The organism is Rivihabitans pingtungensis, assembly GCF_003201855.1.
GTDB lineage: Bacteria > Pseudomonadota > Gammaproteobacteria > Burkholderiales > Aquaspirillaceae > Rivihabitans > Rivihabitans pingtungensis.
Genome location: NZ_QJKI01000006.1, coordinates 88,875 through 111,572, shown reverse-complemented (window position 1 = coordinate 111,572; position 22,698 = coordinate 88,875). Strand labels below are relative to the sequence as shown.

Here is a 22,698-nt window from a genome sequence, read left to right as displayed (position 1 = left end):
ACTCGGCCCTGACGCCATCAGCCGGCGGCGTCGTCTTCCGGCGTGGTGTCCAACTGGCTTTCCAGCCGCTCGCACAGCGTGCGCAGCACCTTGATGCGGGCGTAGTGCTTGTTATTGGCTTCTACTAAGGTCCACGGCGCGGTTTGTGTGCTGGTGCGGTCGATCATGTCGCACACCGCATCTTTGTAAGCCAGCCATTTTTCCCGGTTGCGCCAGTCTTCCTCGGTGATCTTGAAGCGCTTGAAGCCGGTTTGTTCGCGCGCCTGAAAGCGCGCCAGTTGTTCATCGTGGCTGATGGCCAGCCAGAACTTGACCACCATCACCCCGGCGTCAGCTAACTGGTGCTCGAAGTCGTTGATCTCGCCGTAGGCGCGCAGCCATTCGTGCTCGCGGGCAAAGCCTTCCACCCGCTCCACCAGCACACGGCCATACCAGGAGCGGTCAAAAATGGTGATGTTGCCGTGGCTGGGCACCTGTCGCCAGAAACGCCACAGCCACGGCATGGCGCGTTCGTCTTCGGAGGGCGCGGCAATCGGCACGATGCGATAGGCACGGGCGTCCAGCGCGGTGGCAATGCGGCGGATGGCGCCGCCCTTGCCGGCAGCGTCATTGCCCTCAAACACCGCCACCAGCGCGCGACGGGCAAAATCCGGGTGACGGGTCAGTCGGTTCAGCCGCGCCTGCCAGTGTTCCAGCTCGCGCTGATAGTCGGCCTTGCCCATCGGTTGATCCAGCTGGAGGGTGTCCAGTAGCTGCAGGCCGTCCAATGGCGGCAGCAAGGGCGGCGCTTCGGCGCGTGGGTGGGTCAGTGGCGCAGCATCCAGTCGGGCGCGCAAGGCTTGCAAGATGACATGGCCGATGGTCAGGTGGCGGTAGTTGTCGTCCTCGCCCTCGACAATCACCCATGGCGCTTCACCCGTGCTGGTGCGGCGCAGGATGTGTTCAGCGTGGCGACGGATATCGGCGTATTGCTTGTAATGCCGCCAGTCCTGCGCGCGCACTCGCCAGCGGGTAGCCGGGTCGTGCTCCAGGGCTTTCAGGCGTTTTTTCTGTTTCTCGCGCGACAGGTGCAGCCACAGCTTGATGATCAGCGCGCCTTCGGCCACCAGTTGGCGTTCCAGCCGCAGCACTTCGCTGACCCGGTGGGCGGCGGTTTCGCTGTCCAGGTGGCCGTTGACCTGGCCAAACAGGATGTCGGAATACCACGAGCCATACATCAGGCCGATGCGCCCCTTGGGTGGCAGCGCGCGCCAGTAGCGCCACAGCCAGGGCCGGCCGCGATTGTCGTCGTCTTCGTCGGCAAAGGCCGAGGTGCGGGTGTGAATCTGGATCAGCCGTGGGTCCAGCCAGGACGACAGCAGATTCATGGTTTCGCTGCGCCCAGCGCCGTCAAAGCCGTTGAGCATGATGATCACCGGAAAATCCCCGCGCTCGCGCAGCTCGTATTGCGCCTCCAGCAGCGCCTGGCGCAGTGCCGGGCTTTCTTCACGAAAACGCGCCTTGTCGATGCGATGGCCCAGCTCGGCGGATTCAAACATGGTGCAACTCCGGTGGCAAGATTGCGCCAGCATACTCCAGAGGCAGCGCATCAGGCAGGCATAGGCAAGCCCCGTGGCTGAGCATGTCAGCGGGCAAAAGGACGGTTTTTGTCGCGATTGTGCAACGCAATAGAGCCGGAATGAACTTTTAAGAGGTGTCCAGGTCGCGCCCGGTGCACAGAGGTGTTGGCGCGCCCCCGTAAACTTACTACCATTCCAGTTTGGCACATCACTGGCGTTTTCCATGTCCTCTGCTTCCGGCCACAAACCGGCGCTGCCTGCGCTGACCCTTGCCGCTCTTGGCATTGTCTACGGCGATATTGGCACCAGTCCGCTGTACACGCTGAAAGAATGCTTCAGCGCCCACACCCACCTGACCCCCACCGTCGCCAACGTCACCGGCATCCTGTCGCTGATTTTCTGGTCGATCATCGTGGTGGTCACCCTGAAATACATTTCTTTTGTGCTGCGCGCCGACAATAAAGGCGAAGGCGGCATCCTCACCCTGGCGGCGCTGGCTGGCCGCAAGCTGGAAGGCTTGCCGCGCTCGCTGGTGCTGGTGCTTGGCCTGTTGGGCGCGGGCCTGTTCTTTGGCGAGGTGGTGATCACCCCGGCCATTTCGGTGCTGTCTGCGGTCGAAGGGCTGGAGGTAGTAGCACCCGAGCTGGATGCCTATGTGCTGCCGCTGGCACTGGGCGTGCTGATTGCGCTGTTTTTGATTCAAAAAAGCGGCACTGCCAAAGTAGGGGCGTTTTTTGGCCCGATCATGGGGCTGTGGTTTCTCACCCTGGGCGCGCTGGGCGTGCTGGGCATCAGCAAACAGCCGGCCGTGCTGCAAGCGGTCAATCCGATGCTGGGCCTGAGCTTTCTGGCCGACCATGGCTGGGCCAGCCTGCTGGCGCTGGGCTCGGTGGTGCTGGCGCTGACCGGCGCCGAGGCGCTGTACGCCGATATGGGCCACTTTGGCCGCAAGCCGATTCGCTATGCCTGGTTCAGCCTGGTGCTGCCGGCCCTGCTGCTGAACTACTTTGGCCAGGGCGCGCATTTGCTGAGCAACCCGGAGGCGGTGGAAAACCCGTTCTTCCACCTGGCGCCGGATTGGGCCACCATGCCACTGGTGGCGCTGGCCACCGCGGCGACGGTGATTGCCTCACAGGCGGTGATTTCCGGGGTGTTCTCGCTCACCCGCCAGGCCATCCAGCAGGGGCTGTTGTCGCGTTTGACCATTCAACACACCTCTGACCATGAAATCGGCCAGATTTACATCCCTGGCGTGAACTGGGCCTTGCTCGGCTCGGTGATCATCGTGGTGCTGGCTTTTCAGAATTCCAGCGCCCTGGCTGCCGCCTATGGCATCGCCGTCACCGGCACCATGATTATTACCTCGATTTTGTCCTGCACCGTGGCCCACCGACAATGGGGCTGGCCGCTGGCGGTGGCCGTGGCCTTGCTGAGTGCGCTACTGGTGATTGACGTGCCGTTTTTTGTCGCCAATGTGCTCAAGCTGTTCTCTGGCGGCTGGTTGCCGTTGGTGATTGGCCTGGTGATGTTTGTGATCATGAGCACCTGGCGGCGTGGCCGTGAGCTGCTGTTCCAGCGCTTGCAGGAACAGGCGCTGCCGCTGGATTCGTTTATCGAAAACCTGGAAACCTACCCGCCCACCCGCGTGCAGGGCACGGCGGTGTTTCTTAACAGCGCCACGCTGGGCGTGCCGCATGCGCTGCTGCACAACCTCAAGCACAACAAGGTGCTGCACGAGCGCATTGTGCTGATGACAGTGCAGAACATCGACGAGCCGTATGTCAAAACCGAAAACCGGGTGCAAGTCACCCGCCTGTCCAACAGTTTCTGGCAGGTGGTGGCCCGCTACGGCTTTAAAGAAGTGCCCAATGTGCCGGAGATTCTTGACCTGTGCGCAGGGCAAGGGCTGGAGTTCGAGCCGATGGATACTTCGTTCTTCCTGTCGCGCGAAACGCTGATCTCCACCGACCGCCCCGGCATGGCGCGCTGGCGGGAAAAACTGTTTGTCTTGCAATCCAAAAACGCCCTGCGCGCGACCGATTTCTTCCAGATTCCGGCCAACCGGGTAGTGGAAATGGGCACTCAGGTCGAGCTCTGATCGCCAAACCAGACGGGCAGCCCGCATGCGCTTTGCGCGCGCGGCCAGTCAAATGAGGGGCCGGGGTCGCTTTTGCGCCCCGGCGCAATATGCTCGTGACCGGTCATCTCGACAATCGGCAAGGCCGCCGCCAGCGTGCGCGCCAGTTCGCCCAACCGGGCATATTGCGCATCGGTGAACGGCGTGTCGCCGGTGCCTTCCAGCTCGACGCCCAGCGAGAAATCATTGCAGGTCTGCCGGCCGCGCCAGCAAGAGGCGCCGGCATGCCAGGCGCGCTGGCCGGCGCTGACAAACTGCACCAGCTCGCCATCACGGCGAATCAGCCAGTGCGCCGACACCCGCAACTGGGAAATCCAGCTGTAGTCTGGGTGGCCCTCTGCCGGCAAGGTGTTGGTGAACAGCCGCTCAATGTCATCGCCGGCAAACTGGCCGGGCGGCAGGCTGATATGGTGAATCACCAGCAGCTGCGGCGGCTCGGTCTGGGCGTCGCAATTGGGCGAGGGCGCGCGCCGGGCCTGGTCAATCCAGCCGTCGGCGCCCAGCGTCAGGGCAGTGGACATATCGGTGCTCGAAACAGACAATCAGAACGGCGATGATACCGCGTCGCCCGGCAGAACTGTTTGCCCAGCCCGCTTGGGCGGCTTGGGCAAACCGTTTTGACTTTTGGAGTTTTGCCATGTTGCCATCCGAACCCTTCGCCAGCCCGGCGGCGGCCAGTTTTGACACGCCGCTGGACATGCTGACGAGCTGCCACCAAAAAGTGCTGCGCTGCTGTGCCCAGCTGGACAAACTGCCCGGCTATCTGGCCGAGCACGGCGTCACACCGGTGGTGGTCACCACGCTGGAAGGCGTGCTGCGCTATTTTGACGTAGCCGGCCCGCTGCACCACGCCGACGAAGAGCGCGATTTGTTTCCGCTGCTGGCCGCACGCGCGCCGGACAGCCAGCCGCTCTTGACCGAAATCGCCATTGAGCACATCACCCTGGAAGGCATGTGGGCGCGACTGCGCGAGCAACTGCTGGCGGTGAACGCTGGCGACGCGGCCGCGCTGGACACCCACCTGAGCCAGGCTTTTGTGCAGCGCTATCGCGGCCATATCGACCACGAAGAAGGCGAGTTGCTGCCGCTGGCGCAGCAGGTGCTGAGCGCCGACGAACTGGAGCGGATTGGCGGCGCCATGAGCGCACGCCGTCGCGACTGAGCCCACTCAAGTTAAATACATTGACACGACCCGAAGCGTCCATCAGGCTTTGTCAGGATGGACGCCTTCGTCCATCCTGACGTCACGCCCCGGCAACAATCAAAATAAAAACAATAAAATCAAGCCATTAAATAGCTGGCACAACGCTTGCAAATGTCTGGCATCCCCCAATAAGAGCAAGGAGACAGCCATGACCGACGCGCACATTGTGCTGACCCACGGGCATCTCGATACCCTGGAAACCCTGAGCCAGGCCCTGCATCACCAGGGCCTTACCGTTGCCACCCACAGCAGTTGGACTGCCCTGCAAGCCTGGCTGACCGTCCGCCCGGCCAGCGTGCTGGCCATTGATCTGGATTTGCCCGACGGCCAGGGTCTGGAGATGGTGCGCGAGCTGCGCGCCCGCTATCCGCAGCTGGGCATCATCGCCCTGTCTGAAGACGGCAGCCTGAACGCCCGCATCGACGGCCTGAGCAGCGGCGCCGATGCCTATCTGGTGCAGCCGGTGGACGCGCGCGAACTGCATCTGACCGTGCGCACCTTGCTGCGCCGCCTGCCGCTCGCCGTCGGCGAATGCCCGCCCGGCTGGGCACTGAACCCGCGCACGCTGACGCTGACCGCGCCCAATGGCGCGCATATCGCGCTGACCCACAACGAAACCCGCGTGCTGAACGCCGCCGCCCGCGCTGAAGGCGCGCTGGTCAGCCGCCGCTGCCTGATTGAAGCGCTGGGCGCCAACTACTGGGATTACGACGAGCGCCGGCTGGAAGCACTGATCAGCCGCCTGCGCCGCAAACTGCCGGGCCTGAGCGTGCGCGGCATCAAGGGCCAGGGCTATGTGTTCGATCCGGTACGGCTGGATGGCCAGCAGCCGGTCAGCCGGGTGGCCGAGCATGTGAACTGAGTTCATCTCGCCAAACGGGATTCAGTCAATCCCGCTGGCTTTGTCGGGTAAACGACGCTAAAAACACCCGCGCCCCACCGATGAAGATCAATCATCGGTGGGGCGCAGTTTTTCAGCCAGCGCAGAGGATTACGCCGTCAGCGCCAGCAGCGCGGCAAAGGCGTCATCAAACAGCTTGAGGCCATCCACTTGCAGGCGCTCGCCCACGGCCTCCAGATCCACCCCGGCGGCGGCTACAGCCGCCAGCACGGCGCGCGCGCCAGCCGGGTCGGCGGCCAGCGTGGCAGCAGCTTCGCCGTGGTCACGGAAGGCCAGCAAGGTGGCGTCCGGCACAGTGTTCACCGTCTGCCCGCCAATCAGGCTTTCGACATACAGCACGTCTGAATAGGCCGGATTTTTGGTGCCGGTGCTAGCCCACAGCAGCCACTGCGGCTGCGCGCCGGCTTGGCGCAAACGCGCCCACAGCGGGCTATCCAGCCGCGCCTGCCAAGCGGCGTAAACATCGCGCGCCAACGCCACCGCCGCCTTGCCGCGCAAAGCCTCGGGCAGTTGCGGATCCAGCAGGCTGTCGATGCGCGACAAGAAGAAACTGGCCACCGAGCGCACCCGGCCCAACGCCTGGCCATCGGCCAGACGCGCCGCCAGCCCGGCCTCGTACGCCGCCCAGGTGGCTTCCACTTGTGTGCGCGAGAACAACAGCGTGACGTTGACGTTGATGCCCTCGCGGATCAGCGTGGCCAGCGCGGTGACGCCAGCGGCGGTGGCCGGAATCTTGATCATGGCGTTGGGCCGGTCAATCGCCGTCCACAGCCGGCGGGCGGCGTCCACCGTGCCCTCGGCGTCATGCGCCAGCGCCGGCGAGACCTCCAGGCTGACATAGCCATCGTCGCCCTGGCTGGCGCGATACTGCGGCTCCAGCAGATCGCAGGCGGCCTGAATATCAGGAATCACCAATTGTTCGTAACGCTGCTCGGCGTCCAGGTCGGGCAGCGCCTTGAGTGCTTGCAGGGCGCTGACATAGCGGACGTCATCGCGGATGGCTTTGTGAAAAATCGCCGGGTTGGAAGTTACCCCGGCAATGCCGTCCTCGTCGATCCAGCGGGACAACTCACCGCTGCGCAAGAGGTCGCGGGACAGGTTGTCCAGCCAGATGCGCTGGCCGAACGGACGGATGGCTTGCAATCGATTCATACGGGTCTTTCTGGCGGTGCGAAGAGGGCGGGCGCTGGCTGCCCGCAGGCAGCAAGCCCCCCATTATGCCAGCGGCACGGCGAACGGGAAGCAGGAAATGCGCCAAAGATTGACCAGCGCCAAGGCAGAGACAGGCAAGCGCAAAACAGACTTGTTTTAAAACATCTGTGTTGCAAGCCAGTGACAGCGCGCGCTGTTTACTGAGCAAACACCCCGGCCAAGCTGTCGGCATCCAAGGCGCGATCCAGCCACAGCTCCAGCTCGTCGATGCTGGCGGCTTGCAGGCGGGCGAGCACATCGTCAGACAGCGGGCCGAAGCGTTTTTGCAGCAGACGGCGCAAGGCGTAGGCTTCGCCCTTGGCGATGCCGCTTTGCTCACCTTCCAGACGGCCTTGCATCAGGCCCTGCAACAAGCCTTTTTCAATCCCGATCTGCTCAACAGAAGTCACGTAACGCATTTTTTCTTGCTCCTCAAGCACTTCGATATTGTGCCACAGCGAACGTTTCAGCTGTTCCGGCAGGCGCATCATCCAGTCCAGCACACTGAACAAGTCAATCACCTGTTGTTTATCCCAGCCACGCTGATACAACAACTGCACCAATTTCCACTTGGCGGCGAAGCGGGCGTTCATGTCTTGCCGGGTGGCTTGGGTGAGTAGGTGAGCCAGGGTGACCAGGGCGAAGGGGTTCGGATTTTGATACAGCTGGTCTTGCTGGGTAGCGTAGTCCAGCAACTTGGCGGTGGGGAAATTCAACTCAATCGAACAACCCAGGGCTTGATAACCAAACTGGCTGGGCCGCCAGCTGGCGGTGGTATCTGCCAGTAGCGCCAAGCTCGCCACCGGCTGCCGATACCGGTCAAACAGCCGGTAATGATAGACAAACATCCGCTCGGCAAATTCCGCCTGGGCGCTGCCTTGTACTTCCAGGTGCACATACACCCAACGCTCGCTGCCGTCGCACAGCGCTACTTTGGCCAATTTATCGACAAAGCGCTTGCCCAGCTCGGCATCCTGCACCACGGCGCGCAGTTCCTGGTCGAGAAATTGGTAACCACGCACCCAGTCTATTTGCTGGCTGGCTTCGGGAAAGTAGAACTCAATAAACTCGGGAAAGTAACTTTCAACAGCTTCTTTCCACGGGCTGTCGTAGTCGTCGGAGCTATCCATACTGGGCTTTCGGCGGTGACGAAGCGCTCAGCTTAAAACCGGATAAAGGCGCAAACAATACGCGAAGATACGCAAACGGGCGGCTGGGCGGCGTGGGGCCGCCCAGGGGGATTGATGTGCAATGCTTACGCCGTCGGCGCCAGATGGTCGGCGTTGAACCACACCGAGAAGGTGCTGCCGCGCTCCAGTTCGCTGTGCACGTCCAGCCGGGCATGGTGGCGGGCAAGCACGTGTTTGACGATGGCCAGGCCCAGGCCGGTGCCGCCGGTGCCGCGCGAGCGGCCGCGATCGACGCGGTAAAAACGCTCGGTCAGGCGCGGGATGTGTTGCGGGGCGATGCCGATGCCGGTGTCGCTGACGCTGAACACGCCGCGTCCCTTGTCCAGCCGCCAGTCCAGGCGGATGCGCCCGCCTTCCGGGGTGTAGCGCACGGCGTTGGACACCAGATTGCCAAAGGCGCTGTGCAGTTCGTTGGCGTTGCCCCACAGATTGGCGGCGTCGCAATCGCCCAGGATGATCTGATGTCGGCCTTGCGACAGGCCTTCGGCTTCCACACGCAGGGTGTTGAGCAGGGCAGCCATGTCCACTTTTTCCTGGCTGGCGGTTTTGCTGCCGTTTTCCAGGCGCGACAGGGTGAGCAGGTCTTCCACCAGGCTTTGCATGCGCTTGGCCTGTTCCATCATCATCGGCAGAAACTGGCGGGTGACGTCCGGTTCGGGGGCGTCCATATCGGCCAGGGTTTCCAGAAAGCCGCCAATCACCGTCAGCGGGGTGCGCAGTTCGTGCGAGACATTTGCGACAAAGTCGCGGTGTACGGTCTGCACGCGGTCCAGCTGGGTGATGTCGCGCGAGATCAACAGCTTGCGGGTGGAGTCAAACGGCACCAACTGCACCGCCAGCACTTGCTCCACCGGCTGGCTGAGCCGCAGGATCAGCGGCTGGCTGTAGTTTTGCGCCAGCAGGTAGTCATGAAAGCCGGGCTGGCGCACCAGATTGGCCACCATATTGCCCACGTCGCGCTTGCGGTCCAGCTGAAAGTGGTCAACCGCCATCGGGTTGAGCCATTCGATGCGGTCGTGCTCGTCCAGCACCACCACGCCATCGGGCATGGCTTCGCCGGCATTGATGAAGCGCTCCAGCGCGCTGCTGAGTTTTTTCTGCGCCATGGTTTGCTGGCGGCTTTGCCGGTACAGCGCAGAAAACACATCCTGCCAACCGCCCATGCCTTCCGGGGTGCGCTCGGGCGCGGGGTTGTCCAGCCAGGCCAGCAGCTTGTCCAGGTAATACAGATGAAAGCCCAGGCCTGTCAGCGCCGCCAGCAGCGCCAGCGCCAGGCCGACAGCCCAGCCAAACAGCAGCGCCGCCAGCGCCGCTGCCGCGCCAACGCCGGCCAGCCAGTACAGACTACGAAGCAAAAGGGGACGCATGCACATCCTTACGCAAAGCAAAAACGAATCATGCCTGAATTTTGTCTGGCAGGCGGGGTGGGCGAGCGGCGCCGCCGCATGTCGCGCGGCCCACAAAACCCAGCGCAGCACGCCAGGAAGATGTGGTGCGCCGCGCGGTAGGCCATGGCGCACCGTTTACGGCTGGGCAGAAAAACGATAGCCGGTGCCGCGCACGGTCTGGATCAGGCTGTCGTGCTGGGACGGCTCCAGCGCGCTGCGCAGGCGGCGGATGTGCACGTCCACCGTGCGTTCTTCCACAAACACATGGTCGCCCCACACTTGATCCAGCAGCTGCGCGCGCGAGTGCACGCGCTCGGGGTGGGTCATGAAGAAATGCAGCAGGCGGAATTCGGTCGGCCCCAGGTCAATCGGCTGGCCGTGGCCGTGCACGCGGTGGGTCACCGGGTCCAGGCGCAGGCCGTTGATATCCACCGCGTCGTCGGTCATCTGCGGCGCGCGGCGGCGCAGCACGGCCTTGATGCGCGCTTGCAGCTCGCGCGGCGAAAACGGCTTGGTGATGTAGTCATCGGCGCCGGTTTCCAGCCCGGTGATTTTGTCCTGCTCGTCCGAGCGGGCGGTGAGCATGATGATGGGCACGCCGCGCGTGCGCTCGTCGGCGCGCAGCTTTTTGGCAAACTCCACGCCCGAGGCGCCCGGCAGCATCCAGTCCAGCAGGATCAGGTCGGGCAGGGCGTTTTTCACCAGCGTCATGGCGTTTTCCGCCGAGGCGGCGCGCAGCACGTGGTGGCCGGCCTGGGTCAGATTGAAGGCAATCAGTTCCTGGATGGCCGGCTCGTCTTCGACCAGCAGAATATTGGCGGGCATGGCGGGTTTCCGTTGTCGCGTTTGAAGAAATTATGGCAAGGATAGAAACTTGCTGTTACGGAAACATGACAAGTCCGGCCTTCGCTGATTTTATCCTTGTCATTGCCGCGTCAAGCGCGCCGCGCACACTGGCCATCCCTGCCTTTTTGCCGGAGCTGCGATGTTGCCTAACACCCCGCTGGAAACCCTGTGGCTGGCCATCGGCCTGCTCGGTCAGGCCTTGTTTGCCGGGCGTTTCATCTGGCAATGGTGGGTCAGCGAGCGGCTGGGGCGCAGCGTGGTGCCGGTGGCGTTCTGGCATTTATCGCTGGTTGGCGGCGCCATTCTCACCGTGTATGCGGTGTACCGGCAGGATGTGGTGTTTGCCCTGGGCCAGGGCTGCGGGCTGGCGGTGTATGTGCGCAATTTGCAGCTGATCCGCCGCCAGGGGGTTTTGTGAGCAACGCTCAGGCCGCCCGACGGGGCAGGCTGATCCACACCACCGCCAGCACAATCACCGCCATCGCCAGCCATTCGGCTGCGCCGATACGCTCGCCAGCAAACGCCACCCCCAGCCCCACCGCCACCACCGGGTTCACATAGGCATAGCTGGTGGCCAGTGCCGGGCGCACGGTTTTCAAGAGATAAAGATAGGCCGAAAACGCCACCAGTGAACCAAACACCACCAGATAGGCCAGCGCCAGCCAGCCTTCCAGCGTGGGCCAGGCCTGCGGCCGTTCGCCCGCCAGCGCGCTGGCCAGCGCCAGCACCACGCCGCCCACCAGCATTTCAGTGGCGGCCGCCATCGGCCCGGCCGGCAAATCCAGCCGCTTGCCCCACACCGAGCCAAACGCCCAGCTGGCCGAGGCAAACAGCAACAGCGCCGCGCCCAGCGGGCTGGCTTGCAGATTGGCGCCCAGATTCAGCAACAGCATGCCGGCCAGGCCCAGGGCAATGCCAAACCACTCGCGCGCCGAGGCGCGCTGGCCAAACATCTGCGCACAAGCCAGGGTGAACAGCGGCACGGTGGCCACCGCCAGCGCCGCCACGCCAGAGGCCACCCATTGCTCGGCCACCGTCACCCCGCCATTGCCGCCAGCCAGCAACAAGGCGCCAATCGCGCCCGCGTGCAGCCATTGCCGCCGGCTGGGCGCGGGCGCGCCGCGCCCACGCTGCCAGGCGTACAACAGCCCGCCAGCCAGCAAAAAGCGGACTGCTGCCATCATCAGCGGCGGCCAGCTGGCCACGCCAATGCGGATGGCCAGATAGGTGGAGCCCCAAATCACATACAGCGCGGCAAACGCCGCCAGCAAGCGCCAGCGCGCAGCGGGAACAGCAACAAACATGGCAGGTCTTTCAGTCAGGGCAACGCCTTCGCGTCCGTCACCCAGACATATAAGAAAAGCAAATATTGTAAAAGCCCGCCCTGCGCCGCCAACATCACGAAACCCTGCTTGTGGCCGGGTTCTGATTTATAAAATGGGGTTTTTTACCCCTGCTGCCAAAGAATCGAAAGCTGATGGAACTGGATAAATTCGACCGCCTGATTGTGGAGTCCCTGCATCACAACGCCCGCCTGTCCGGCGCCGAACTGGCGCGGCGGGTGAACCTTTCGGCCCCGGCGGTGGCCGAGCGCCTGCACAAGCTGGAGCGCGCCGGGGTGATTCGCGGCTATCAGGCCGTGCTCGACCCCGAAGCCTTGGGCAGCCCGATTCAATGCCTGATTGAACTCACCCTGGCGCGGGCGGATTATCTGCACGCGCAAAACACGCTGGCCGGCTTGCCCGAGCTGCTGGAGTGTCATCGGGTGACGGGCGACGCCTGCATGGTGCTCAAGGCAGCGGTGCGCTCGATGTCGCATCTGCAAGCGCTGATCGAGCGATTAAGCAGCCTGGGCAGCACCAAAACCTCGATTATTTTGTCCAGCCCGTTTAGTGGGCGTATGCCGCCATGGCCAGACGCCGGCTAAGAGCCGCTAACAAAACCCAGCGAAGCGGTCCTGGCTAGGCGCGCTGCGCTGGTGTGGTGAGCGGCTCTCGCGCTGCGTGCAAAACCCTGCTGGCCAGGACGGCCGCGCCGACTTGCCAAAGGCATTTTCTGTCCGCCGATCCAACTGCGCCAGCATAGGGCACAGTGGCGGCGCAGGTGTGCTTCATCATGGTGCGCCGCAGCGGTGAATAGCCATCACATTGCAACAAAACTGCCTGACACAGCAGGTTTTTTGTGCAGTGCAGTCGGCACGATCCTTGCCTGATTCCCCGTACAACAAGCCACTTCAAGTGGCACAACCGGCCCCGAGCCGGACCATAAGAGGGAATTATCATGGCTACACATTCACCCCCCACGCCAGCCAAGAGCTGGCTGCCCATGTCGCTGGCCGGCCGCGCCTGGCTGGCTTTTGCCCTGCTGTTGCTGGCCACCGTCCCCCTGGTGCTGGCGGTCGAGCCGGCCAAACAATTGTCTGCCTGGTCGCTGGCGGCGCTGGGCTGGCTGGCCGCGCTGATTGCCGGCATGGTCATGGTGCGCATCGCCCACCAAGACTGGCAATCGCTGCGCAATGCGCTGACCGCGCTGGCCGAGCGCAACCTCAGCCAGCGTGTGCATCTGTACCGCACCGACACGGTGGGCGCTGTGGGCGATTGGCTGAACCTCAGCACCCGCCGTCTGGCCGATATCTTTGTGGATTTGCAGCGCGCTGGCGCCGAGTTGCGCCACGCCGCTGGCGAAGTCAGCCACGCCGCCGGCCGGCTCAGCCACAGCATGGATCAGCAGCGCGACCTGACCTTGTCGTCCACCGCCACCCTCGAACAGCTCAGCGCCAGCCTGGACAATATGTCGGTGCAAATGCAAGACACCGCCGCCAGCGCCAGTGCCAGCCATCAGGCCGCCAGCGAAGGCGAGCGCGAGGTCAGCGAGGTGGCGGCGGCCATGGCCGATCTGGCGGCGGAAACCCGCGCCTTGCGGCTGACCCTGGACGGCCTGCATCAGCGCTCGGGCGAAATCACCCAGGTGGTGGAGCTGATTCGCGAGGTGGCCGTGCAAACCAATCTGCTGGCGCTGAACGCCTCGATTGAGGCCGCCCGCGCCGGCGAATCCGGCCGGGGCTTTGCCGTGGTGGCCGACGAAGTGCGCAACCTGGCCCAGCGCACGCAAGTGGCCACCGAGGACATCACCCAGGTGGTGGCCGCCATTGGCGCCGACGTGGGCCACGCCGTGGCGCGCATTGAAATCTGCCAGGACAAAGCCGAGCACAGCAGCGCCCAGGCCAGCGCCGCCGCCCAGCGCCTGGCCGGCATCTGCGCAGTCACCGCCGACACCCGCGCGCTGGCCGGACAAATGGCGCTGGCGATTGACGAGCAACGCGACGCCAGCCATGCACTCACCCGCAACGTCGAAGCGCGCGACGTGCTCGCCCAGGAAAACGCCCGCCACGTGCACGAAACCGCCGATGTGTCGCGCTACCTCGAACAACTGGCCATCAAACTGGAAAAGCTGGTCGGTGCGCACACGCTGTGACGCTTGCCCCATTGCTAAGGAGATTCCCCATGGAAGCCCTCGAACTCTTGCCGATTGCCAGCATGACCCTGCTGGGCGCCGCCACCGCCGTGCGTTGCCGTTTGTTTGGCCAGCGCTGGCGCCAGCGCCGTCAACAGGATGGCGTGCAATGGTGTGGCACCTTGCAGAACCTGGTGATGCATCTGCAACGCCATCGCGGTTTGTCCAGCATGTGGCTGAACGGCGACCGCTCGGTGGGGCCGCGTCTGCACGCCGAGCGCGAGCAGGCCAACCAGCACATGCACACCCTGGCGCAACTGCCGGATGACCACCTCAGCGCGGCGGATGTGTTGCCGCGCGCGCAGTGGGAACGCTTTTGCGCCGACTGGCGCGCCTTGTGCGCCGAGCTGGAGCAACTGGACGCCGCCGACAGCATCGCCCGCCACACCGAGCTGATCAGCCAGGCGCTGAACTGGCTGCGCGCCATCGGCGAGGCCAGCCTGAGCGCCGGCCCGCAGGATCATGGCTGGGTCAGCGCCCTGGTGGATCAGCTGCCGGCTTTATCCGAAGCGCTGGGCCAGGCGCGCGCCATCAGCGCCGGCGTGGCCGCGCGCGGCCAGTGCACTGCGGTGGCGCGGGTGCGGCTGGCTTATCTGGCCAGCCGCATCGAAACCCTGAACGGCGCCTGCCGTCAGGCGCTGGCCGCCAGCCAGCACAGCCGCCTGCCCGGCATGCGCGATGGCCTGGCGCGCATTGACGCCGGCGTGCAGCGCACCCTGCAATGCCTGGCCAGCCAGCTGACCGGCTGCGCCGGGGCCAATGGCGCGGATTGCTTTGGCGTGTGCACCGAAGCCATCGACGCCGTGTTTGCCTTGATGTCCGGCTTGTTGGCCGGCGCCCGTTCGGCACAGCCTGGCGCCTTGCCGCTGGCCGCCTGAGCACGGCAGACCAAACCACTTGCAGCCGCCCTGCGTGCCGTCAGCGCCATCTGGTCGCGCCCAGGATGGCCGGGCCAGACGCTGCATGCAGCCCGGCGCGGGCGCGGCAAGCCCCTCATGTGGTTTTTAGTGCAAAAATGCTCGCATGGCATAGGCACGCTGACGTCCGCTCAACGCCGCTGTGCCAACCTGGCAGGCAGGTATCTCTGATTTCTTCACAAAACGACAAGTGTTTGTTTACACTGCAATGACAGCCCAGAAAACAGCAGTCTCTGCCGCAGATATTCCAGACATGGCCACACCATGGCGGAATGGCCGGGCGCGGCCGACATAAATTGCGACTGGACACTGGCCACAGATTCAGTAATTCTACGGTTGCCAAGCTGGCCAATCAGTGATGAAGTCTTGCACTGGCTGGAAAAACCTTGACCGGCATCAACAGCACCCCCATGTGGGCTCGTAGAATGCACGGCTTGTTTTCTGACTGTTTGATGTTTCCGCCACATTGTCGTGTCAATCCAGGCAGCCGTCAGGGTAACGGCCTGGATCTGGCAGCGCTCCCCGTGCAACGCTTCGCCCCAGCGCGCCCTTTTGGCGTGCCAACGCAGGGCGGATGTCGTACCGGTCAGATGCCGCCAGCACACAAGACATCGCGCATGTCTTGGAGACGACCTGTTGAATCGCGGCGCAAGCCGCCGGATGGCTTGCGACGACCTGAAGAAAGAGTTACCCGACCATGAGTAAACGCATTTTTCTGGTGGATGATTCCGCCACGATCCTGCTGAGTATTTCCAATATCCTGACCAAGGCCGGGTTTGAAACCGAAAAAGCCGCCAACGCCGAAGAAGCGTTGCGCAAGTTTCAATCCGGCGTGAAGGTGGATCTGCTGATCACCGACCTGAACATGCCGGGCATGAATGGCATCGAGTTGATCAAGGAAGTGCGCAAGCTGCCCAATTATCGCTTCATGCCGATTCTGTTTCTGACTACCGAATCGCAACAGACCAAGCGCGCCGAGGCCAAGGCCGCCGGCGCCTCCGGCTGGCTGGTGAAACCTGCCACAGCCGAATCGCTGCTGAACACCATTAAACTCGTGCTGCGCTGAGGCTTTTGACCATGTCGCCATCTTCTCCACGCAAACCCCGGCAGATCATGCTGCGCTCCATCATGGTGACGCTGGGCGTCTCCGTGGTGACCTGCTGGTTCGTGTTTCTTGCCCATGGCTGGTTCCACGCCACCCTGCTGCCGATACTGGGCATCAGCGTGGCGCTGGGAGACGCCATTGGCACCATGCTGGCCATGCTGGCGGCACTGGTCGGCCAACTGGTGGTGTCACGCACGCTGTTCAACGACGAGATGTTCGGCGTGGCCCATATGCAGACCCGGATGCGTGAAGAACGCGAGAAAATCCGCCTGGTGGCCAATGAAGTGGCCGACGAACTGTCTTCGGTGCAAACCTTCGATGATGTGGTGCGCGGCCAGTTGGACAATGTGGTGGCACAAACCGAAGCCGCCGCCTTTGACATGACCCAGCGCCTGCAAACCATTGATCAGGTGGTCAGCCGGCTGGATGGCTTTGTTACCCGCACCACCAGCGAATCGCTGCAACGCATCGAAGATTCGGAAGCCAGCATTGCCCAAAACCGGGCGATGATCGGCAAGATGACCGAATACATCCAGCGCCGCATTGCCGCAGCAGAAACCGAGCAACAACGTGTGGCACAAGTGGTGTCGGAAGCCCGGGCACTGGAAGCCCTGGTGCAGCTGATCCGCGACATCGCCGCACAAACCAATCTGCTGGCCCTGAATGCCGCCATTGAGGCCGCCCGCGCGGGCGAGGCCGGGCGTGGTTTTGCCGTGGTGGCCGATGAGGTGCGCAAACTTTCTCAAGAAAGTGACAACGCCGTCACCCGTATCAATCAGGGTATTCAGGAAGTGGCGTCCACCATCGAAGAGCAGTTCAGCGAAGCCCTGTCCACCCAGCAGGTGGAAAAAGAACGCGCCATCCTCAAGGTATTTTCCGAACAGATGGCCGAACTGTCGCGCAGCTACGAAGAAGCCACCGACAACGTCAAGACCGTGCTGGCCACCGTGCGCGAATGCAGCACGGAGCTGTCGTCGATGTTCATGGATACCCTGGCCAGCGTGCAGTTTCAGGATGTCACCCGCCAACAGCTGGAACATGTCGGCGCCGCCTTGCGTCGGCTGGACAGCCATGCCGAGCTGCTGGCCGAGCGCCTGCGCGCCTTTGACAACCCGCATGCCGACTTTACCCCGCTGGCCGAGCACCTGAGCGCCATGTTCGACCAGTACGTGATGTCCCAACAGCGGGACAGCCACCGACGCTCGCTGAAGGATGGCTCGACCAGCCAGGACAGCGACGGCCCGAAAGTGGAACTGTTCTGATCCTGCTTCTCCCCAAAACATCAGGGCTCGCCGAATACCATCGGCGAGCCCTGATGTTTTATGGCCACTGGCTCCGGCCACAGGAGGGGGAGATCATTTAGCGGGTTTTTCCCCGTCGGTTTTTTCGCTGTCCACCAGGCTGCGCAATACACCCAGCAATAACACCCGCTGTTCTGGCTGCAAACGGCGCAGCAAGCGGGAAAACTCTTGTGTTTCCTGGCGGGAAGGCGGCACCGGCGGCTGCAATTTTCGCGAATAATTATATTCGCCTGTCTTTTCCTGACAGGCCAGCTCACCAAGCATGTCAGCATAATCTCGCGGGCCGCGACCTGTAGCCAGCCATTCAATATGAACGTCAAGCACACGCGCCGCCATGGCAAGATTATCCATGGTGGGATCATTGCGGCCGGATTCCCAGTCGCTGACGGAGGGTTGAGAAACGCCAATTTGCTCGGCCAGCCATTGTTGGTTGTAACCGCGCTGTTTTCTGGCTTCTCGAATGCGATGTCCAATCATGAGCGACAGTGTACAAATGTCGCTTGATTTATAGGAATAGCTTTCAGCTATATGAAAAACAATAGCCAAACACCATTAACATTCAATGCGATTGAAATATAGCTGATTGATATATTTAATTCCGCACCACATAGCGCCCACCAAGTGCACCATGTCCATTCATTATACTGGTATGCCAATGATAAAAAACCATATTTATGACAACACCCGGAATAATCACCCGAAAAACATATAGCCCAAAACAATCCTGCCAGCAAATCACACTATCCCTTGCCTGGATAGACCTGTCACGCAACACCATCCCCCTTCAGTCAAAATCCTGCTGACCGCTCAGGCGCATGCAGAAGAACATTGCCGACGCCTATACCGCAGCAAGTTTGATCCAGGCCAGAAATCCCTGAACTTGCCATTGCCCGCCCGGCCTAAAGCATGGGATCGTCAGGCCCACTGATTGTATGGTCAAACCAATTGCCAGTCGGACTGCGGGTCTGGCGTCGGCAGCCACACAATATGACAAGATTTTCGGGCATACTGGCGCATGGCAGGAAAACCCGCCAAACCGACGTTTCATTGCGCACATCCGCAAGGTGCGCGCCGTTTGCCCACACTCTGACGAACACAGGATGCCGGACATGACCATGCTCACCCCGACGCTGTATGCCGACAACGATCTGACCATTTACCACGCCCAAGCGATCAAGCAACGCTGGCTGGAAGGCCTGCACCAGAGCGAAGGCGACGTCACACTGGATTTGTCGCGGGTCGGCGAAATCGACACCGCTGGTCTGCAATTACTGTGGCTGCTGCGCCGGGAGGCGCACGCCAGTGGCCGGCGCCTGAATATTGTCGCGGTCAGCCCGACCGTGGCTGACCTGCTGGCCTTCTGTCGCTTGACTGAAAATTTTTCTGCGCCGCGCGCAACCGAGCCTGAGGTGGAGGCGGCCTGACATTTATGGATGAATTAACTGGCGTTTTTGTACAGGAAAGCCGCGAGCAGCTGGCGGAAATGGAAGCCGGCTTGCTGGCACTGGAAGCCAACCCGGAAGAAACCAGCGACATCAATGCCATCTTCCGCGCTGCCCACACCATCAAGGGCGGCGCTGGCGTGGTGGAATGCAGCTACCTGGAAAGCTTCACCCACAAGGTGGAAAACCTGCTCGACCAACTGCGCGATGGCCGGCTATCGCCGTCGGAAATGCGCATTAACCTGCTGTTGGACTGCGCCGACCATATCGGCCTGTTGCTGGATGCCTTGGAGCAGGGTGAAACCACCTTGTCCACCAGCGTAATCGACGCTGACACCCGTCTGCGTGAGCGCCTGGAACAAGAGAGCGCGCCTTCGGTGGCCAGCGCCAGTCCGGCCTCTCCCCCTCCTGAGGCCGTCGCGCCGGTAGGCGAAAACGCCCCTGATATCTGGTATATCTCGGTGCGTTTTGGCGAGGATGTGCTGCGCCACGGCATGGACCCCATCGCCTTTTTACGCTTTCTCACCACGCTGGGCGACATCCGCGAACTGCAAACTTTGGCCGACACCATGCCGCCAGCCGAGCAGATGGACCCAGAAGCTTGCTACCTGGGTTTTGAAATCTGCCTTGAGACCAGCGCCGGCAAGCCAGAAATCGAAGCGGTGTTTGATTTTGTCCGTGACGAGTGCGAACTACACATCCTGCCGCCGCACAGCCGCTCGGAAGACTACATTGCCCTGATCAACGCCCTGCCGGACGATGAGCGTCCGCTGCTGGGTGAAATGCTGCTGCGCGCTGGCGCACTGACTGAATCCGAACTGCTGATTGGCCTGAATAGCCAAGAGTTGGCCAAGGCCTACACCGACAATAGCCCGCCGATTGGCGCCATTCTGGTCGAGCACAAAAGCGTGCGCCCGGAGGTGGTTGAAGCCGCCATCCAGCGGCAGAGCGCCATTCAGCAAGCCCAGCAGCAAACTGCGCCGGCCCCCAGGGTGATCGAACACGAAGAAGTCAGCGCCCAGATCGAACCGGTGGCCAGCCCGCCGGCCGTAGTCGCTGACGGCGAGCACCATCCGGCCCCAGCCAAGGCGCGTGCCGCCAGCAGCGAAGCGCGCATGCTGCGCGTGCAGGCGGAAAAACTCGACCGGCTGATTGATCTGGTGGGCGAGCTGGTGATTGCCGGCGCCAGCGCCACCGAACTGGCGCGCCAGAGTGGCGCCACCCAACTGGTGGAAGCCACCTCGCTGCTGTCGCGGCTGGTAGAGGACATCCGCGACAGCGCCTTGCAGCTGCGCATGGTGCAGATCGGTGAAACCTTCAACCGCTTCAACCGCGTGGTGCGCGACGTCAGTCACGAGCTGGGCAAGGACATTGGCCTGGTGATTCGCGGCGGAGAAACCGAGCTGGACAAATCGCTGATCGAAAAAGTCGGCGACCCGCTGATGCATCTGGTGCGCAACGCCATGGACCATGGCATTGAGTCACAAGAAAAACGCCAGGCTGCCGGCAAGCCGGCGCGCGGGCGCATTGAGCTGAACGCCTATCATGATTCCAGCAGCGTGGTGATTGAGGTCAGCGATGACGGCGGCGGCCTGCCCTACGACAAGATTCTGGCCAAGGCCGTGGCCCAGGGCCTGGTGCCCGCCAACCAGAGCCTGACCGACGAAGAAATCGCTGCGCTGATTTTCCGACCGGGCTTCTCCACCGCCGACCGGGTGAGCAATCTGTCCGGGCGCGGCGTGGGCCTGGACGTGGTGGCGCGCAATATTCAGGCGCTGCGCGGCACGGTGGAAATCAAGAGCAAACCGGGCCAGGGCTCGCGCTTTGTCATTCGCTTGCCATTGACGCTGGCCATTATTGACGGCTTCCTGACCGCGGTCGGCAAGAATTATTTCATTGTGCCGCTGGACACCGTGGTGGAGTGCATCGAGCTGCCCACCCATTGCGACCGGGAATATCTGAACCTGCGCGGCGAAGTGCTGCCATTCCTGCGTCTGCGCGATGAGTTCGAGCTGGAAGGCGAGCCGTCTACGCGGCAAAGCGTGGTGGTGGTGCAATACGCCGGCCATAAGGTCGGCTTGGTGGTGGATCGTCTGCACGGGGAGTTCCAGACGGTCATCAAGCCCTTGGGGCCTTTGTTCCGCCATTTGCGCGGCATTGGCGGTTCGACCATTCTGGGCAGCGGCGAAGTGGGGCTGATTCTGGATGTGCCATTGCTGGCGCGTCGCGCCAGTCGGCGCGAGGCGCGCAGCTTTGAGCCGGCGCCGCGCGCGCACAAACATTGATTGATCACCGACGCGCCACCGTGCAGCGCGTCGGGCGTTTTTTGAAGGGGACGTACACGTGTTTTCCAATCTGAAAATCGGGGTCAGACTGGCCGTTGGTTTTGCTGTGCTGATTGCCTTGCTGCTGGTGGTCGGGGTGATGGCCTCACTGCAGTTGCGCGGCATCAATGAAGACGTGGACGACGTCATCAACGACCACACGCCCAAGGTGGCGATGGCCAATGAAATGATCGCCGACGTCAACGCCGCAGGCATCGCCATCCGCAACGCCATGCTGATTGGCGACACCCAGGGCATGCAAAGCGAGCTGCAAAAGGTGCAAGAGGCGCGAGCGCGCATCGAGGCCAGCTCGCACAAACTGATCGAGTTGGCCAATACTGACCGTGAACGGGAAATCACCAAGGCCATTGAAGAAAACCGCGCGGTGTACTTCAACGGCGTTGCCAATCTGACCCGCTTGGTGAACGCGGGTGACCACAAGCAGGCGCTGCACCTGATGTACACCGACTACCGGCCTTTGTTCCGCAGCTATATCGGTGCGGTCAACGAGCTGGTCAAGTACGAAAGCGGACAGGTTTCTCATATCGGCAAGGCCACCCAGCAGAATGTGGAGCGCACCATGCTGGTGGTGATGGCGGTTTCTGGCGCCGCCGTGCTGTTTGCCCTGCTGGTAGGCGTCACCATGACCCGCTCGATCACCCGTCCGCTGAAAGAAGCCGTCGAGATCGCCACTCAGCTTGCCGATGGCAAGCTGGACATGCATATCGAGGTCAAATCGCACGATGAAACCGGCCAGTTGCTGGACGCCATGCGCAATATGGTGACCAAGCTCACCCAGATCATCGGCGAAGTGCGCTCGGCAGCCGATGCGCTGACCAATGCCTCGTCACAAGTGTCGGCCACCGCGCAATCGCTGTCGCAAGCCTCCAGCGAGCAAGCCGCCAGCGTGGAAGAAACCACCGCCAGCATTGAGCAAATCACCGCCTCGATTGCCCAGAACACCGAAAACGCCCGCGTCACCGACGGCATGGCCGCCAAGGCCGCGGAAGAAGCCGCTGAAGGCGGCGAGGCCGTACGTCGCACCAGCGACGCCATGCAGGAAATCGCCTCGCGCATCGGCATCATCGACGACATCGCCTACCAGACCAATCTGCTGGCGCTGAACGCCGCCATCGAAGCCGCCCGCGCCGGCGAGCACGGCAAGGGCTTTGCCGTGGTGGCCGCCGAAGTGCGCAAACTGGCCGAACGCAGCCAGGTGGCCGCCCAGGAAATCAGCCAACTGGCAGGCTCCAGCGTCAAGATGGCCGGCCGTGCCGGTGAGCTGCTGACCGAAATGGTGCCGACCATTCGCAAAACTTCTGACTTGGTGCAGGAAATCGCCGCCGCCTCCAGCGAGCAATCGTCGGGCGTATCGCAGATCAATGGCGCCATGGGGCAGCTCAATCAGGCCACCCAGCAAAACGCTTCGGCCTCGGAACAATTGGCCGCCACCGCCGAAGAGCTGGGCAGCCAGGCCGAACAGTTGCAAGAGTTGATGACTTTCTTCCATTTGGGGCAAGATGACAGCAGCCGGCGCAGCAGCAGCAAAATCACCGTCAAGCCGGCCAGCCGCAGCAGCCACAGCCACCCCTCGGCCGTGCGCGCACCCGCAGCGGCAGCAAGCTTGCCGCCGGCTGGTGCAGCAGTGAATGAGCAGGATTTCGAGCGGTTCTGAGCGCA

At 62.6% G+C, this 22,698-nt stretch carries 20 protein-coding genes; 12 read left to right on the top strand and 8 right to left on the bottom strand.

Annotation, left to right across the window (positions count from 1 at the left end; translation table 11 throughout):
• Positions 1-17 precede the first annotated feature (17 nt).
• Complete coding sequence (gene pap / locus DFR34_RS06710; RefSeq protein ID WP_110390382.1) at positions 18-1,538, bottom strand: polyphosphate:AMP phosphotransferase; 1,521 nt, start codon at positions 1,536-1,538, stop codon at positions 18-20.
• Positions 1,539-1,782: 244 nt separating this feature from the next.
• On the opposite strand from pap, the gene kup reads away from it, so the two are divergent.
• Complete coding sequence (gene kup / locus DFR34_RS06705) at positions 1,783-3,657, top strand: low affinity potassium transporter Kup (RefSeq protein ID WP_110390381.1); 1,875 nt, start codon at positions 1,783-1,785, stop codon at positions 3,655-3,657.
• On the opposite strand, the gene ampD is transcribed toward kup, so the two are convergent.
• Complete coding sequence (gene ampD / locus DFR34_RS06700) at positions 3,642-4,217, bottom strand: 1,6-anhydro-N-acetylmuramyl-L-alanine amidase AmpD (protein ID WP_110390380.1); 576 nt, start codon at positions 4,215-4,217, stop codon at positions 3,642-3,644. The two genes, kup and ampD, sit on opposite strands and share 16 nt — an antisense overlap.
• Positions 4,218-4,333: 116 nt before the next feature.
• On the opposite strand from ampD, the gene DFR34_RS06695 reads away from it, so the two are divergent.
• Positions 4,334-4,858 carry a hemerythrin domain-containing protein gene (locus DFR34_RS06695; RefSeq protein WP_110390379.1) on the top strand — a complete coding sequence of 175 codons (525 nt, stop codon included), beginning with the start codon at positions 4,334-4,336 and terminating at the stop codon, positions 4,856-4,858.
• A 190-nt stretch (positions 4,859-5,048) separates the two neighbouring features.
• Positions 5,049-5,762, top strand: coding sequence for a response regulator transcription factor (locus tag DFR34_RS06690; RefSeq protein WP_110390378.1), 714 nt, complete (start codon positions 5,049-5,051; stop codon positions 5,760-5,762).
• 129 nt (positions 5,763-5,891) lie between these two features.
• On the opposite strand, the gene tal is transcribed toward DFR34_RS06690, so the two are convergent.
• From tal to phoB, 4 genes are all read right to left on the bottom strand, one after another.
• On the bottom strand, positions 5,892-6,953 hold the full coding sequence (gene tal, locus DFR34_RS06685; protein WP_110390377.1) for a transaldolase: 1,062 nt from the start codon (positions 6,951-6,953) through the stop codon (positions 5,892-5,894).
• 197 nt (positions 6,954-7,150) lie between these two features.
• Positions 7,151-8,122, bottom strand: coding sequence for an RpnC/YadD family protein (locus DFR34_RS06680; protein ID WP_110390376.1), 972 nt, complete (start codon positions 8,120-8,122; stop codon positions 7,151-7,153).
• A 125-nt stretch (positions 8,123-8,247) separates the two neighbouring features.
• Complete coding sequence (gene phoR, locus DFR34_RS06675) at positions 8,248-9,549, bottom strand: phosphate regulon sensor histidine kinase PhoR (protein ID WP_110390451.1); 1,302 nt, start codon at positions 9,547-9,549, stop codon at positions 8,248-8,250.
• Between the two features lie 156 nt (positions 9,550-9,705).
• Positions 9,706-10,395, bottom strand: a complete 690-nt coding sequence (gene phoB / locus DFR34_RS06670; RefSeq protein WP_110390375.1) for a phosphate regulon transcriptional regulator PhoB — start codon at positions 10,393-10,395, stop codon at positions 9,706-9,708.
• A 160-nt stretch (positions 10,396-10,555) separates the two neighbouring features.
• Here phoB and DFR34_RS06665 point away from each other — a divergent pair, with 160 nt between their 5' ends.
• Positions 10,556-10,834: a lipid-A-disaccharide synthase N-terminal domain-containing protein gene (locus tag DFR34_RS06665; RefSeq protein ID WP_110390374.1), complete on the top strand. Its 279-nt coding sequence runs from the start codon at positions 10,556-10,558 to the stop codon at positions 10,832-10,834.
• A 7-nt stretch (positions 10,835-10,841) separates the two neighbouring features.
• On the opposite strand, the gene yedA is transcribed toward DFR34_RS06665, so the two are convergent.
• Complete coding sequence (gene yedA / locus DFR34_RS06660; protein ID WP_110390373.1) at positions 10,842-11,720, bottom strand: drug/metabolite exporter YedA; 879 nt, start codon at positions 11,718-11,720, stop codon at positions 10,842-10,844.
• A 173-nt stretch (positions 11,721-11,893) separates the two neighbouring features.
• On the opposite strand from yedA, the gene DFR34_RS06655 reads away from it, so the two are divergent.
• The 5 genes from DFR34_RS06655 to DFR34_RS06635 all read left to right on the top strand — a co-directional run bounded on the left by DFR34_RS06655 (position 11,894) and on the right by DFR34_RS06635 (position 17,213).
• Complete coding sequence (locus DFR34_RS06655; RefSeq protein WP_245906826.1) at positions 11,894-12,343, top strand: Lrp/AsnC family transcriptional regulator; 450 nt, start codon at positions 11,894-11,896, stop codon at positions 12,341-12,343.
• Between the two features lie 353 nt (positions 12,344-12,696).
• Positions 12,697-13,890: a methyl-accepting chemotaxis protein gene (locus DFR34_RS06650; RefSeq protein ID WP_110390372.1), complete on the top strand. Its 1,194-nt coding sequence runs from the start codon at positions 12,697-12,699 to the stop codon at positions 13,888-13,890.
• Between the two features lie 29 nt (positions 13,891-13,919).
• Positions 13,920-14,807 (top strand): nitrate- and nitrite sensing domain-containing protein, encoded by an 888-nt coding sequence (locus tag DFR34_RS06645; RefSeq protein WP_110390371.1) that lies wholly within the window; start codon positions 13,920-13,922, stop codon positions 14,805-14,807.
• Positions 14,808-15,543: 736 nt separating this feature from the next.
• Positions 15,544-15,912 (top strand): response regulator, encoded by a 369-nt coding sequence (locus DFR34_RS06640; RefSeq protein WP_077301097.1) that lies wholly within the window; start codon positions 15,544-15,546, stop codon positions 15,910-15,912.
• A gap of 11 nt (positions 15,913-15,923) precedes the next feature.
• Positions 15,924-17,213: a methyl-accepting chemotaxis protein gene (locus DFR34_RS06635; protein ID WP_110390370.1), complete on the top strand. Its 1,290-nt coding sequence runs from the start codon at positions 15,924-15,926 to the stop codon at positions 17,211-17,213.
• Between the two features lie 93 nt (positions 17,214-17,306).
• Here the strand turns inward: DFR34_RS06635 and DFR34_RS06630 are convergent, their stop codons facing one another.
• Positions 17,307-17,798, bottom strand: coding sequence for a helix-turn-helix domain-containing protein (locus DFR34_RS06630; RefSeq protein WP_146215070.1), 492 nt, complete (start codon positions 17,796-17,798; stop codon positions 17,307-17,309).
• A 563-nt stretch (positions 17,799-18,361) separates the two neighbouring features.
• Here DFR34_RS06630 and DFR34_RS06625 point away from each other — a divergent pair.
• From DFR34_RS06625 to DFR34_RS06615, 3 genes are read left to right on the top strand one after another with little or no spacing between them, the layout of a single operon-like run.
• Positions 18,362-18,676 (top strand): STAS domain-containing protein, encoded by a 315-nt coding sequence (locus DFR34_RS06625; RefSeq protein WP_245906825.1) that lies wholly within the window; start codon positions 18,362-18,364, stop codon positions 18,674-18,676.
• A 5-nt stretch (positions 18,677-18,681) separates the two neighbouring features.
• Complete coding sequence (locus DFR34_RS06620; RefSeq protein ID WP_110390367.1) at positions 18,682-20,979, top strand: chemotaxis protein CheA; 2,298 nt, start codon at positions 18,682-18,684, stop codon at positions 20,977-20,979.
• A gap of 58 nt (positions 20,980-21,037) precedes the next feature.
• The gene (locus DFR34_RS06615) at positions 21,038-22,693 is read left to right on the top strand and encodes a methyl-accepting chemotaxis protein (RefSeq protein WP_110390366.1); all 1,656 of its coding nucleotides are present in this window, start codon (positions 21,038-21,040) and stop codon (positions 22,691-22,693) included.
• The last annotated feature ends 5 nt before the right edge of the window (positions 22,694-22,698 follow it).